Below are 11705 nucleotides of genomic sequence, written 5' to 3'. Positions count from 1 at the left end.
GCGCGGGGGCGCCCTCTAGGCTGGTGCCCATGTCCGCACTCATCGCCCCCAGCATCCTGTCCGCCGACTTCGCGAACCTCGAGCGCGACCTGGGCGCGATCGCGACCGCCGACTACGCGCACGTCGACGTGATGGACAACCACTTCGTGCCCAACCTGACCCTGGGTCTGCCGATCTTCGAGCGCCTCGCCCAGGTGTCCCCGGTGCCGCTCGACGCGCACCTCATGATCGCCGACCCGGACCGCTGGGCCCCCGGCTACGCCGAGGCCGGCGCCGCGTCCGTCACGTTCCACGCCGAGGCCGCCACCGCCCCCGTGCGCCTGGCGCGCGAGCTGCGCCGCCTGGGCTCGCGCGCAGGCCTCGCGCTGCGCCCCGCGACGTCGGTCGAGCCGTTCCTGGACCTGCTGCCCGAGTTCGACATGCTCCTGGTCATGTCCGTCGAGCCCGGCTTCGGCGGCCAGTCCTTCATCGAGGGCGTGCTGCCCAAGGTCCGCCGTATCCGCGACGCCGTGTCCGACGCCGGGCTCGACGTGTGGGTCCAGGTCGACGGCGGCATCTCGCGCGCCACCATCGAGCGCGCGGCCGAGGCCGGGGCCAACGTGTTCGTCGCCGGCTCGGCCGTGTACGGCGCGGAGAACGTGCCCGAGGAGATCGCGGCCCTGCGGGCGCTCGCGGACCAGCACACGCACTGACCCCGGCCGGCCGCCCGACGGTCCGTTCCCGGCGCCCCGCTCGGGGGCGCCGCGCCCCGGGACCGTTCACATCGTTCCAGCCCGCGGGACGCAGCGGATCGAGTTCCTGCGGGGGAATGCCGGTGTGGCATGCTGGGTGGAGACGGGACGCCGGGCGCAGCGCACCTCAGGGAGCGCGAGCCAGGGTCTCGACGGTCAGCAGCATCAGCAGTACGCACACACGTGCTCCGGGGTCGGTGTAATTCCGAGCCGGCGGTGACAGTCCGCGACCCACGCCTCGGCGTGGTTGACCTGGTGGAACTCCAGGACCGACGGTGAAAGTCCGGATGGGAGGAAGTACGTGGCGGCGCGGGGCAGAGCCCTGTGCCGTGGTGTCGTGACGTCCGTGGACCCTTGAGGTCCCCAGACGTCGTCGACCACCCCTCACCCCGGAGCGTCGTGCTCACCGGGAGGAGGATCATGGGCGCCAGGCCCGCACTGACGATCGACGACGCGATGCTGCGTGCGCTCGAGCTGGCCGCGCGCGGCCCGGCCCACGGCCCCAACCCGCGCGTGGGCGCCGTCCTGCTGGGCCCCGCGCACAGCCCCCCGGGCTCCCTGCCCGACGCCGCCGCCCGCGGCCTCGTGGACGGCTCGCCCCGGGTGGTGCTCGCCGAAGGCTTCCACCGGGGCGCGGGCACCGCGCACGCCGAGGCGGCCGCCCTGGCCGACGCCCGCGAGCGCGGCGTGGACGTGCACGGCGCGACGGCCGTGGTCACGCTCGAACCGTGCAACCACACCGGACGCACGGGGCCGTGCGCGCAGGCGCTGCTGGACGCGGGCGTGGCCGAGGTCGTCTACGCCGTCACGGACCCGAACCCCGTCGCGACCGGGGGCGGCGAGCGCCTCCGCGCGGCCGGCGTCCGGGTGGCCCCCGGGCTGCGCGAGGCCGAGGGAGAGCGACTCCTGGGGCCGTGGCTCGTCGCCGTGCGCCGCGGGAGCCCCTACGTGACCCTCAAGCTCGCCTCGACCCTCGACGGGCGCGTGGCGGCCACCGACGGCACCTCGCAGTGGATCACCGGGCCCGCGGCCCGCCAGCACGCGCACCGGGTCCGTGCGCAGGTCGACGCGATCCTCGTGGGTACCGGGACCGTCGTGGCCGACGACCCGTCGCTCACGGCGCGTACAGGGGAGCCGGAGCCGGGGCTTGCCGACCACCAGCCCCTGCGGGTCGCTGGTGGGGTGGTCGGGCCGGAGCCGGGGCTTGCCGAGCACCAGCCGCTGCGCGTCGTCGTCGGGCTCCGTGACCTTCCTCCGGGCGCGCGGCTCGCGCCGGGCGGGCCCTGGACGAGCGACGGCGGCGGGCCCGTGCTGCACGTGCGCACGCACGACGTCCACGCGGTCCTGGCCGGGCTGGCCGCGCGCGAGGTGCGTCACGTCCTGGTCGAGGGCGGCCCGGGGCTGGCGACGGCGTTCCTCGCGGCGGGGGCGGTCGACGAGGTCCACGCCTACCTCGCACCCGTGCTCCTGGGTGCGGGCCTGGGTGCCGTGGGAGACCTCGGCGTGACCACGCTCGCGGGCGCCCCCCGCTTCTCCACGCACGACGTGCGGCGACTCGGCGAGGACGTCCTGGTCGTGGCCCGGGCCGTGCCCGCTGCGCCGTCCGTGCCCTCCACGCCTCCTGGTACCGCCCCCGGCCTCGGCGTGGCGGGACCACCCGAGCCCGATGCCCGGACCTCCCCCCACGACAGCACCCACCGCACCACCCCCGAACAGGAGAAGTGATGTTCACCGGAATCGTCGAAGAGATCGGCACGGTCCGCGAGATCGCGTTCCCCGGGGGTGAGACCTCCGACGCCGTCCTGACGGTGCACGGCCCCCTCGCCACCTCGGACGCCCGCCTGGGCGACTCGATCGCGGTCGACGGCGTGTGCCTGACCGTCACGGGCGTGGGACAGGACGGCACCTTCACCGCCGACGTCATGCCCGAGTCCCTGCGTCGCACCGCCCTGGGCGGTCTGCGCCCCGGCTCGTCCGTGAACCTGGAGCGGGCCGTGCGCGCCGACACGCGCCTGGGCGGGCACATCGTGCAGGGACACGTCGACGGCGTCGGGTCCCTCGCGCGCCGGACCCCGGGGGAGCGGTGGGACGACCTGGTCGTGTCCGCGCCCCCGGGGCTGACGCGCTACGTCGCGGAGAAGGGCTCGATCACGGTCAGCGGCGTGTCCCTCACGGTGACCCACGTGGACGACACCTCGTTCGGGGTGTCCCTGATCCCCACGACGCTCGAGGCCACGAACCTGGGCTCCCTCGTCCCCGGGGACCGGGTCAACCTCGAGGTCGACGTCCTCGCGAAGTACGTCGAGAGACTCCTCACGACCGGTGCCGCCCTCCTGGCAGGCCGGGACGGTCGGGCGCTCGCGGCCACCGACGATCCCGCGAGCGCTTCCGGCCCGGCGGACGCCCCCAGGACCAGCGCAGCACAGGAATGAGCACCGCCATGAACCCCCAGCCCGACGCCACCCGTCCCGGCGACGCCACCCCCCACCCGTCCGAGCACCCTGGGCACGTCCGGACCGGCACCATCGAGGAGGCCCTCGACGCGATCCGCGCCGGGCGTCCCGTCCTGGTCGCCGACTCCCCGGACCGCGAGAACGAGGCCGACGTGGTCTTCGCGGCCGGGACCGTGACCCCCGAGTGGGTCGCCTGGACCATCCGGCACTCCTCGGGCTACCTGTGCGCGCCCATGCCGGCCGCGCGGGCCGACGCCCTGGACCTGCCGCTCATGGTGCCCCACAGCCAGGACCCGAGGCGCACGGCCTACACGGTCACGGTCGACGCCGCCACGGGCGTCACGACCGGGATCTCCGCCGTCGACCGGGCCAGGACCCTGCACGTCCTGGCCGACCCCGCCTCGGGTGCGGTCGACCTCATCCGGCCCGGGCACGTCCTGCCCCTGCGCGCCGTCCCGGGCGGGGTGCTGCACCGTGCCGGGCACACCGAGGCCGCGGTCGACCTCGTGCGCCTGGCCGGGGCGGGCGAGGTCGGAGGCATCGCCGAGCTCGTCAACGACGACGGCACCATGATGCGGCTCGACGACGCGGCCCGGGCGGCCGCGGACGCCGGGCTGGTGCTCATCACGATCGCCGACCTCATCGCGTGGCGCCGCGAGCACGACCCCGCCGTCCCCGAGCAGGACACGCAGCCCACGCTCGTGCCCCGCGTGCAGGCCACGAGCGTGGCCGACCTGCCCACCGCGCACGGCCACTTCCGCGTCCACGGGTACCGCGACCTGCGTACCGGGGCGGAGCACGTGGCCCTCGTGCCCGTGGCCGTCCCTGCGGGGGGCGGCACCCTCGCCGGCACCGGGCAGGACGGCGCCCCCGTCGCACCGCTCGTGCGCGTGCACTCCGAGTGCCTGACCGGGGACGCGTTCGGGTCGCTGCGCTGCGACTGCGGCCCCCAGCTCCAGGCCTCCATGGAACGCGTCGCCGCACTGGGCGGGGCCGTGGTGTACCTGCGGGGGCACGAAGGACGAGGCATCGGACTGCTCGCCAAGATCGGCGCCTACGAGCTGCAGGACGCCGGGTTCGACACCGTCCAGGCCAACCTCGAGCTCGGGTGGCCCGTGGACCGCCGTGAGTACGGCGCCGCTGCCGCGATCCTGCACGACCTCGGCCTCGACCGCGTCACGCTCCTCACCAACAACCCCGCCAAGGTCACGGGGCTCGCCGCGCACGGCATCGACGTCGCCGACGCCCACCGGCTCGAGGTCGGGCACGGCGAGCACAACCACGGCTACCTCATGACGAAAAAGGTCGCCATGGGCCACCTCCTGGACAGCCTCGAGATCACCCCCGAGCACACCCCCGACACAGCACCCACCACCCACACCACCAAGGAGAACGACCGATGAGCGGCGCAGGAGCACCCCAGATCACCGTCGACGGCACCGGGCTGCGGATCACCGTCGTGGCCGCCAGCTGGCACACCGAGGTCATGGACGGCCTCCTCGCAGGGGCCCGCCGGGCGCTCGCGGCCGCGCACGTCACGCACGTCACCGAGATCCGCGTGCCGGGTTCGTTCGAGCTGCCCGTCGCGGCCGCGCGCGCCGCCGAGCACGGCGCGGACGCCGTCGTCGCGCTGGGCGTCGTGATCCGCGGCGGGACCCCGCACTTCGAGTACGTGTGCTCGGCCGCCACGACGGGCCTGACCGACGTCTCGGTACGCACCGGGGTCCCCGTGGGCTTCGGGGTGCTCACGTGCGACGACGAGCAGCAGGCGCTCGACCGGGCGGGGCTGCCCGGCTCCCGGGAGGACAAGGGCGCGGAGGCCGTCGATGCGGCCATCGCCACGGTCGTGGCGCTGCGCGACCTCTGAGCACCCGCTGACGGCCCGACGGCGTGGCGCCCCCTCGATGCGCACGCACCGAAGGGGCGCCGCGGTCGCCCGGTGACCGGTGGGCGGGACAGGTCCACCCGGCCACCGCCGGGCGACTACCCTGGTCGGGTGAAGACGTTCGAAGGGCTGTTCGCCGAGCTCACCGAGAAGGCCACCACCCGACCCGCCGGTTCCGGCACGGTCGCGGAGCTGGATGCCGGTGTCCATGCGATCGGGAAGAAGATCGTCGAGGAGGCCGCCGAGGTATGGATGGCGGCCGAGTACGAGGGCGACGACAAGACGGCCGAGGAGATCTCCCAGCTGCTGTACCACGTGCAGGTGCTGCTCCTCGCCAAGGGCCTGACCCTGCAGGACGTGTACAAGCATCTGTGAACCCGGCCAGGTCCGGGTCCAGGGGGAGGCGCACGGGGGCTCAGGCACCCGGGTCGCTTCCCTCACGCATGTCCGTCCGCAGTCGTCCACCGTCCGTCCCCGGGCACCGGCCCTCGCCGGTGCGCCGACCGGGTGATCGGTCCCCCTGACCGCCCCGCCCCCCGAACTCCCCAAGAAACGCGAGGACCCCGTGCTCCGCATCGCCGTTCCCAACAAGGGCTCCCTGTCCGAGCCCGCCGTCGACATGCTCCGCGAGGCCGGCTACCGCCAGCGCCGCGACACCCGCGAGCTCGTGCTCGCGGACCCGGACAACGACGTCGAGTTCTTCTTCCTGCGCCCGCGCGACATCGCCGTGTACGTCGGCACCGGCACGGTCGACGCCGGCATCACAGGCCGCGACCTGCTGCTCGACTCGGGCGCAGCGGCCGTCGAGCACATGCAGCTCGGCTTCGCCGGATCCACGTTCCGGTACGCCGCCCCCGTGGGCACCATCACGTCCCTCGACCAGGTCGAGGGACTGCGCGTCGCCACGTCCTACGAGGTCCTGGTGGAGAACCACCTGCGGTCCAACGGCGTCACGGCCTCCGTGGTGCACCTGGACGGCGCGGTCGAGTCCGCGGTCCAGCTCGGCATCGCCGACGTCGTCGCGGACGTCGTGTCCACCGGCACGACCCTGCGCGGGGCCGGCCTGGAGGTCTTCGGCGACCCCATCCTGAAGTCCGAGGCCGTCCTGATCCGCCCGGCCTCCGTGACCGACGACGCGGTCTCCGCAGGCCTCGAGACGCTCACACGCCGACTGCTGGGCGTCCTCACGGCCCGCCAGTACGTCCTGATGGACTACGACGTACCCGCACACCTCGTCGAGGCCGCGGTGGCCCTCACGCCCGGCCTGGAGTCCCCGACCGTCTCGCCGCTGCACGACCGCGACTGGGCAGCCGTGCGCGCCATGGTGCGCCGCGACCAGACCAACAAGCTCATGGACGCCCTCTACGAGGTCGGCGCACGCGCGATCCTGGTGACCTCGATCCACGCCTGCCGCCTCTGACGCCTCCGCGTCTCCCACACAGCCAGGCCACCCCGAGCGGCGGACAGTGCGTCGACGGGGAACGGCCACCACGAGCCTGCGCTGCCCGGGTGCCACGACAGCACCCGGGCAACGTCGTCTCCCGTCGCGACGACGCGGCACGGCGACCGGCACCGAGGAGTCGTGACCACCCCGCAGGCACCCTCCTCCCCGCACGACCGATGAAAAGGGCCGCAGGACGGGGGAGGATGGACACGTGAGCAGCTATGTCGCCCCACCCCCCGACCTTCCCCCCGGAGACCCCTACGCCCCCTTCCGGCCACGCTGGGGCACCGCAGTGGCATACACCGCCGCCGTCGCGATCCTGGCAGGTTGCACCCTCGTCGCCCTGGTCGCGACCGGCCCCGGGACCGACTCCGGATGGAACAAAGCCGCCACGATCGGCGTCGGCGCCTTCTGCGCCCTCGTCCTGTGGCGCCTCGGCCAGGTCCGGGCCACCGTCACCCCCGAGCACCTGACCGTGCACAACATCGTCTTCACCCGCCGCCTGGACTGGCCCCAGGTCGTCTCCGTGCGCTTCGGCCCCGGCGACCCATGGGTACGCCTCGACCTGTCGGACGGCAAGGCGCTCGCGGTCATGGGCATCCAGCGCGCGGACGGTGCACGACGCAGCGAGAACGAGGCGGCGCGTCTGGCGGCGCTCGTCGTGGCCCACGGCGAGGGGCACGAGGACTGACGCGACGTCGTCGGGCCCGGAGGACGCTCGCCTGGCCCCGCCCCGCCCCGCAGCGAGCGCGTGTCTCGGCACGGCGCACGGCGCGGGCCGAGGGCCGGAGCGGCCCTCGGGAACTCGAGAGGGCCCCCGGAACCAGCAGGTTCCAGGGGCCCTCTCGTCGTGCTCAGCGGCCGGGGATCAGGCCACGCGGACGATCAGCGCTCGCCGGCGCGGAAGCGGGGAGCCTTGCGCTCGCCGCTGCGCTCGGGGCGCTCGTCGTAGCGGCCGGCCGGGCCGTGGCCCGAGTGACCGCCCGAGTAGCCGCCCGAGCGGGGCGCGGAGCCACCCGTACGGGGCCCGCGGGCGCCCTGAGGCGCACCCTGGTCCACCTGGATGCGCAGCGACTTGCCCGCGACACGGGCCCGCGAGATGCGGTCGATCGTGGCGGAGTCGAGCGGGGTCGCGATGTCGACGAGCGAGAAGCTCGGGAAGATGTCGATCTTGCCGAGGTCCTTGCCGTTGAGCCCGCCCTCGTTGGTCAGGGCGCCCACGATGCCGGACGGCTGAGCGCCGTGCGTGTGCCCGACGGCCAGGCGGTAGCGGGTGCCCACCGCGTCGCGACGGATGCCACGCTCGCCGCCACGGCCACCCTCACGGGGGCCACGCGAGTCGCGCTCGCCGTAGGGGCGGGACTCGCGCTCACGGCGAGCGTTCTTCGCCTCGGCGCGCTGCGCCTCGAAGAGCTCCTGCTCCTCGCGGGCCTTGGGGCCGTCGTCACCCACCGACAGGGCGACCAGGACCGCTGCCAGGTCGATCGGGTCGACGTCCGACTCGGCGACGTACGCCGCGACCAGGTCGCGGTACATCGACAGCCGGCCAGCGGCCTGACGCTCGGCGACCTGACCGAGGATGCGACGTGCCTTGTGCGCGGAGACGTCCGCGGGGGAGGGCACGTCGACCTCTTCGAGGCTCGCACGGATGGTCTTCTCGATGAACTTCAGACGGTTGCGCTCGCCCGGGGTCACGAAGCTCAGCGCCTCACCCGTACGACCGGCACGACCCGTACGACCGATGCGGTGCACGTACGCCTCGGGCTCGCCCGGCAGGTCGAAGTTCACGACCAGGCCGATGCGGTCCACGTCCAGGCCACGGGCGGCGACATCCGTCGCGACCAGGACGTCCAGGGCGCCAGAGCGCAGACGCTCGACGATCTTCTCGCGGTCCTTCTGTGCCACGTCGCCGGAGATCGTGGCTGCCGAGATACCGCGCTCGACGAGGGCCGAGCCGACCTCCTCGGCCGCACCACGGGTCCGGGTGAACACGATCGCCGCGTCCGCGTCCGACGTCGCGAGCACGCGCACCAGGGCACCCGTCTTGTGACGGAACGGCACGACCGAGTAGGTCTGGCGCACCGAGGTAACCGTCGAGGACTGACGGGTGACCGCGATCTCGACCGGGTCGTTCAGGTGCTGGGCGGCCACGCGGCGGATCGGAGCGGGCATCGTCGCGGAGAACAGCGCGACCTGACGCTCCTTGGGGGCCTGGCCGAAGATCTTCTCGACGTCCTCGGCGAAGCCCATGCGGAGCATCTCGTCGGCCTCGTCCAGGACCAGGTAGCGGATGTCGTCGAGCACGAGGCTGCGACGCTCCAGGTGGTCCATCACGCGGCCGGGGGTCCCGACGACGATCTGTGCACCGCGCTGCAGGGCGCGCTGCTGCGGCTGGTAGGGGGAGCCGCCGTAGACCGCGACGACCTCGACACCCGGAACGTGCTTGGCGAAGGTCTCGATGGCCTCGGCCACCTGCATCGCGAGCTCACGCGTCGGGGCCAGGACCAGGCCCTGGACGCGACCCAGGTTCGGGTCGATCGCGGCGAGCATCGGCAGACCGAACGCGGCGGTCTTGCCCGTGCCGGTCTGGGCGACGCCCGTGATGTCACGCCCGGAGAGCAGGGCGGGGATTGCACGCTCCTGGATGGCGGAGGGGATCGTGAAGCCAAGGTCCGTCACGGCCTTGAGGATGTTCGTCGGCAGGCCCAGGTCCGCGAAGGTGGGGCCGGACTGCTCGGCAGGAGCCGGCACCTGGGCGGTCTCGACCTGGTCGAGGGCGTGCATGGGCGCAGAGGTGTCAAGAGACATAGAGATGTGTTCAACCGTTTCGCTGAGGGTGGGAGTTACGCGTGGTTGCCAAGTCGGCTCTCCACTGGCCGCACTCCCGAACACACACCGGTGACTCGCCCGCGCAAAAACAGCGGCGGGCCACACTCACACGAACACGCGGGAACAGCGACGAACTCCAGATTGTGCTGCCAGTCTACGCGACGCCCGCCCCGGAGGAGGAACGAGGGCCCGGTGACGTCGAGCACAGGGCTCCGCGCGCGAGTGCCGGACACGACGCAGCCACGCCTCTGCGAGGTTCCCGAGGCCGCTGTCGCGCACACCACCTCCGGCCATATCCATATGAACCGGAAGAACCGGTCACAACGCCCCGCCGGACACCAGAAATGCCAGCACCCGGCCCCCGCCCGGCCCTAGGATGACCAACCGTAGGATGGACACAGCACAGGACGCACGGAGCAACGGACGGTGGGCGTGGCAGCAGATCAAGAGGTCAGCTCACGCATCCTCACGATCCCCAACACCATCAGCCTCCTCCGGCTCGCCCTCGTCCCCGTGTTCGCGGTCCTCATCGTCCGCGGCAACGACGAGTGGGCGCTGGCGGTCCTCGCGATCTCCGGCGCCTCGGACTGGCTCGACGGCGTGCTCGCCCGACGCCTCGACCAGGTCACCAAGCTCGGACAGATGCTCGATCCCGCAGCCGACCGGCTCTTCATCTTGGTCACCCTCGTCGGTCTCGCCTGGAGAGACGTCGTGCCCCTGTGGGTGCTGGTCGTCATCCTGGCGCGCGACGTGACGCTCCTGTGCCTCCTGCCCGTCCTCACGCGGCACGGCTACGGCCCCCTGCCCGTGAGCTTCGTGGGCAAGGCGGCCACCTTCGCCCTCCTCTACGCCTTCCCGCTGCTGCTGCTCGCAGAAGCGCCCGGCGCCCTCGGGGCGACCGCCTCGATCATCGGCTGGGCCTTCACCGGCTGGGGCGTCGGGCTCTACTGGCTCGCGGGCATCCAGTACATCCGGCAGACCCGCCACCTCGTCACACCCCGCACCGACCCCCAGGAGACGGCCGCAGGATGACCCACGCCCCGCGCAACGACGCGTCCTCCTCCCGACACGGGAAGCCTGCGCTCGACGCGTCCATGACGCTCCTCACCGAGGTCATGGACCGGCCTCTCGACGCCGGCTACGCCGAGGCTGCCGCGCGCCGCGCCGCGGGGGACGAACCGCCGCGCAAGACCCGCACCTGGGTGCTCGTCGCAGCGCTCGCCGTCCTGCTGGGATTCGTGACGGCCGCGGCGACGATCGACCTGCGCGCCCCGCAGGGCGCCGCGATCGAGGCACGACGGGTGCTCGAGAAGGAGATCCTGAACCGGCGCGAGGAGGTGGACGCGCTCTCCGCCCAGGCCACTGCCCTGAGCGAGGAGATCGAGACCCTGCAGACCGACGCGCTCGCCGACGTCGACCCGGCGTTGCTGGAGACCCTCCAGATCGACGGCGTCGCCAACGGCTCGATCGCGGTCACCGGGCCGGGGCTCGTGATCACGCTCAACGACGCCGCGGAGGGCGTGGGCGCCGACGACCAGTCGCTCAACAAGAAGGTGCAGGACGGTGACCTCCAGCGCGTGGTCAACGCCCTGTGGGCCTCTGGCGCCGAGGCCATCGCGATCAACGGGCAGCGACTCACGCCGCTCAGCGCCGTCCGCAGCGCGGGCGAGGCGATCCTGGTGGACCTCCAGCCCCTGATCGCCCCGTACCGGGTCGAGGCGATCGGCGACCCGGCGACGCTCGAGACCGAGTTCGTCCGGTCGTCCGCCCCGGGGTACCTCAGCACCATCAGCTCCACGTGGGGGATCCAGTACAGCCGGATCGCCCAGAGCAAGCTCTCGTTGCCGGGAAACGGAATCCAACGACTCTTCTACGCGCACGCCGTAGACTCCACGGCAGCCACAGGTGACGAGCCTGGGGCGCCGACCGGGCAGGACGGCGAGTCGACGGGGGAGACGAAGAGCCCCGCGTCGTCGACCGGTCCCACCGGAGCCGACAGTTCACACGCAGGGCAGGAGAGCACGGAATGATCGCAGTCGTCGGACTGGTCCTCGGAGTCGTGGCGGGGCTCGTGCTCCAACCAACCGTCCCCGTGGCCCTTCAGCCCTACCTGCCCATCGCGGTCGTCGCGGCGCTCGACGCGCTCTTCGGTGGCTTGCGCGCCATGCTCGACGGGCTCTTCAACGACAGGGTCTTCCTCGTCTCGTTCCTCTCGAACGTGGTCGTCGCGGCACTCATCGTCTTCCTCGGCGACCAGCTCGGTGTGGGAACCCAGCTCTCGACGGGCGTCGTCGTGGTCCTCGGCATCCGCATCTTCTCCAACGCCGCTGCCATCCGTCGGCACCTGTTCAAGGCGTAGGTGA

General features: G+C 73.0%; 12 protein-coding genes and 1 riboswitch. Of the genes, 11 read left to right on the top strand and 1 reads right to left on the bottom strand.

Annotated features, from left to right (window positions below; all coding sequences use genetic code 11):
• Nucleotides 1-29: 29 nt before the first annotated feature.
• The 8 genes from rpe to ACZDYF_RS06590 all read left to right on the top strand — a co-directional run bounded on the left by rpe (nucleotide 30) and on the right by ACZDYF_RS06590 (nucleotide 7204).
• Nucleotides 30-692, top strand: a complete 663-nt coding sequence (rpe, locus tag ACZDYF_RS06625) for a ribulose-phosphate 3-epimerase (protein WP_191790436.1) — start codon at nucleotides 30-32, stop codon at nucleotides 690-692.
• A gap of 218 nt (nucleotides 693-910) precedes the next feature.
• Nucleotides 911-1036: riboswitch (FMN riboswitch) on the top strand.
• Between the two features lie 115 nt (nucleotides 1037-1151).
• Complete coding sequence (gene ribD, locus ACZDYF_RS06620) at nucleotides 1152-2456, top strand: bifunctional diaminohydroxyphosphoribosylaminopyrimidine deaminase/5-amino-6-(5-phosphoribosylamino)uracil reductase RibD (RefSeq protein WP_475054907.1); 1305 nt, start codon at nucleotides 1152-1154, stop codon at nucleotides 2454-2456.
• Nucleotides 2456-3163 (top strand): riboflavin synthase, encoded by a 708-nt coding sequence (locus ACZDYF_RS06615; RefSeq protein ID WP_475054905.1) that lies wholly within the window; start codon nucleotides 2456-2458, stop codon nucleotides 3161-3163. The genes ribD and ACZDYF_RS06615 overlap by 1 nt, the downstream gene beginning before the upstream one ends.
• 8 nt (nucleotides 3164-3171) lie before the next feature.
• Nucleotides 3172-4587: a 3,4-dihydroxy-2-butanone-4-phosphate synthase gene (ribB, locus tag ACZDYF_RS06610; RefSeq protein WP_475054904.1), complete on the top strand. Its 1416-nt coding sequence runs from the start codon at nucleotides 3172-3174 to the stop codon at nucleotides 4585-4587.
• Nucleotides 4584-5051 carry a 6,7-dimethyl-8-ribityllumazine synthase gene (gene ribH, locus ACZDYF_RS06605; RefSeq protein WP_475054903.1) on the top strand — a complete coding sequence of 156 codons (468 nt, stop codon included), beginning with the start codon at nucleotides 4584-4586 and terminating at the stop codon, nucleotides 5049-5051. Before ribB ends, ribH begins: the two co-directional genes overlap by 4 nt.
• A gap of 129 nt (nucleotides 5052-5180) precedes the next feature.
• A complete protein-coding gene (locus ACZDYF_RS06600; RefSeq protein WP_030151355.1) occupies nucleotides 5181-5444 on the top strand; it encodes a phosphoribosyl-ATP diphosphatase in 264 nt (87 codons plus the stop codon).
• Between the two features lie 190 nt (nucleotides 5445-5634).
• Complete coding sequence (gene hisG / locus ACZDYF_RS06595) at nucleotides 5635-6489, top strand: ATP phosphoribosyltransferase (protein WP_191790432.1); 855 nt, start codon at nucleotides 5635-5637, stop codon at nucleotides 6487-6489.
• A gap of 235 nt (nucleotides 6490-6724) precedes the next feature.
• Nucleotides 6725-7204 (top strand): PH domain-containing protein, encoded by a 480-nt coding sequence (locus ACZDYF_RS06590; RefSeq protein WP_475054899.1) that lies wholly within the window; start codon nucleotides 6725-6727, stop codon nucleotides 7202-7204.
• 194 nt (nucleotides 7205-7398) lie between these two features.
• Here the strand turns inward: ACZDYF_RS06590 and ACZDYF_RS06585 are convergent, their stop codons facing one another.
• Complete coding sequence (locus ACZDYF_RS06585) at nucleotides 7399-9321, bottom strand: DEAD/DEAH box helicase (protein WP_475054896.1); 1923 nt, start codon at nucleotides 9319-9321, stop codon at nucleotides 7399-7401.
• Between the two features lie 453 nt (nucleotides 9322-9774).
• On the opposite strand from ACZDYF_RS06585, the gene clsA reads away from it, so the two are divergent.
• The 3 genes from clsA to ACZDYF_RS06570 are packed head-to-tail and all read left to right on the top strand — an operon-like array spanning nucleotide 9775 to nucleotide 11701.
• Nucleotides 9775-10374, top strand: a complete 600-nt coding sequence (clsA, locus tag ACZDYF_RS06580) for a cardiolipin synthase ClsA (protein ID WP_475054894.1) — start codon at nucleotides 9775-9777, stop codon at nucleotides 10372-10374.
• Nucleotides 10371-11372, top strand: coding sequence for a DUF881 domain-containing protein (locus ACZDYF_RS06575; RefSeq protein ID WP_475054893.1), 1002 nt, complete (start codon nucleotides 10371-10373; stop codon nucleotides 11370-11372). Before clsA ends, ACZDYF_RS06575 begins: the two co-directional genes overlap by 4 nt.
• On the top strand, nucleotides 11369-11701 hold the full coding sequence (locus ACZDYF_RS06570; RefSeq protein ID WP_475054891.1) for a small basic family protein: 333 nt from the start codon (nucleotides 11369-11371) through the stop codon (nucleotides 11699-11701). The genes ACZDYF_RS06575 and ACZDYF_RS06570 overlap by 4 nt, the downstream gene beginning before the upstream one ends.
• Nucleotides 11702-11705 lie beyond the last annotated feature (4 nt).

This window comes from Oerskovia sp. PE-21s (genome assembly GCF_056158145.1).
The sequence above is the reverse complement of the archived record's forward strand: the minus strand, read 5'-3'. Positions and strand labels throughout refer to the sequence as shown.

Excerpts from the sequence above, each read along its gene's own strand:
- rpe (WP_191790436.1), top strand. The coding sequence starts at position 30 with ATGTCCGCACTCATCGCCCCCAGCATCCTGTCCGCCGACTTCGCGAAC.
- ribD (WP_475054907.1), top strand. The coding sequence starts at position 1,152 with ATGGGCGCCAGGCCCGCACTGACGATCGACGACGCGATGCTGCGTGCG.
- ACZDYF_RS06615 (WP_475054905.1), top strand. The coding sequence starts at position 2,456 with ATGTTCACCGGAATCGTCGAAGAGATCGGCACGGTCCGCGAGATCGCG.
- ribB (WP_475054904.1), top strand. The coding sequence starts at position 3,172 with ATGAACCCCCAGCCCGACGCCACCCGTCCCGGCGACGCCACCCCCCAC.
- ribH (WP_475054903.1), top strand. The coding sequence starts at position 4,584 with ATGAGCGGCGCAGGAGCACCCCAGATCACCGTCGACGGCACCGGGCTG.
- ACZDYF_RS06585 (WP_475054896.1), bottom strand. The coding sequence starts at position 9,321 with ATGTCTCTTGACACCTCTGCGCCCATGCACGCCCTCGACCAGGTCGAG.
- ACZDYF_RS06575 (WP_475054893.1), top strand. The coding sequence starts at position 10,371 with ATGACCCACGCCCCGCGCAACGACGCGTCCTCCTCCCGACACGGGAAG.
- ACZDYF_RS06570 (WP_475054891.1), top strand. The coding sequence starts at position 11,369 with ATGATCGCAGTCGTCGGACTGGTCCTCGGAGTCGTGGCGGGGCTCGTG.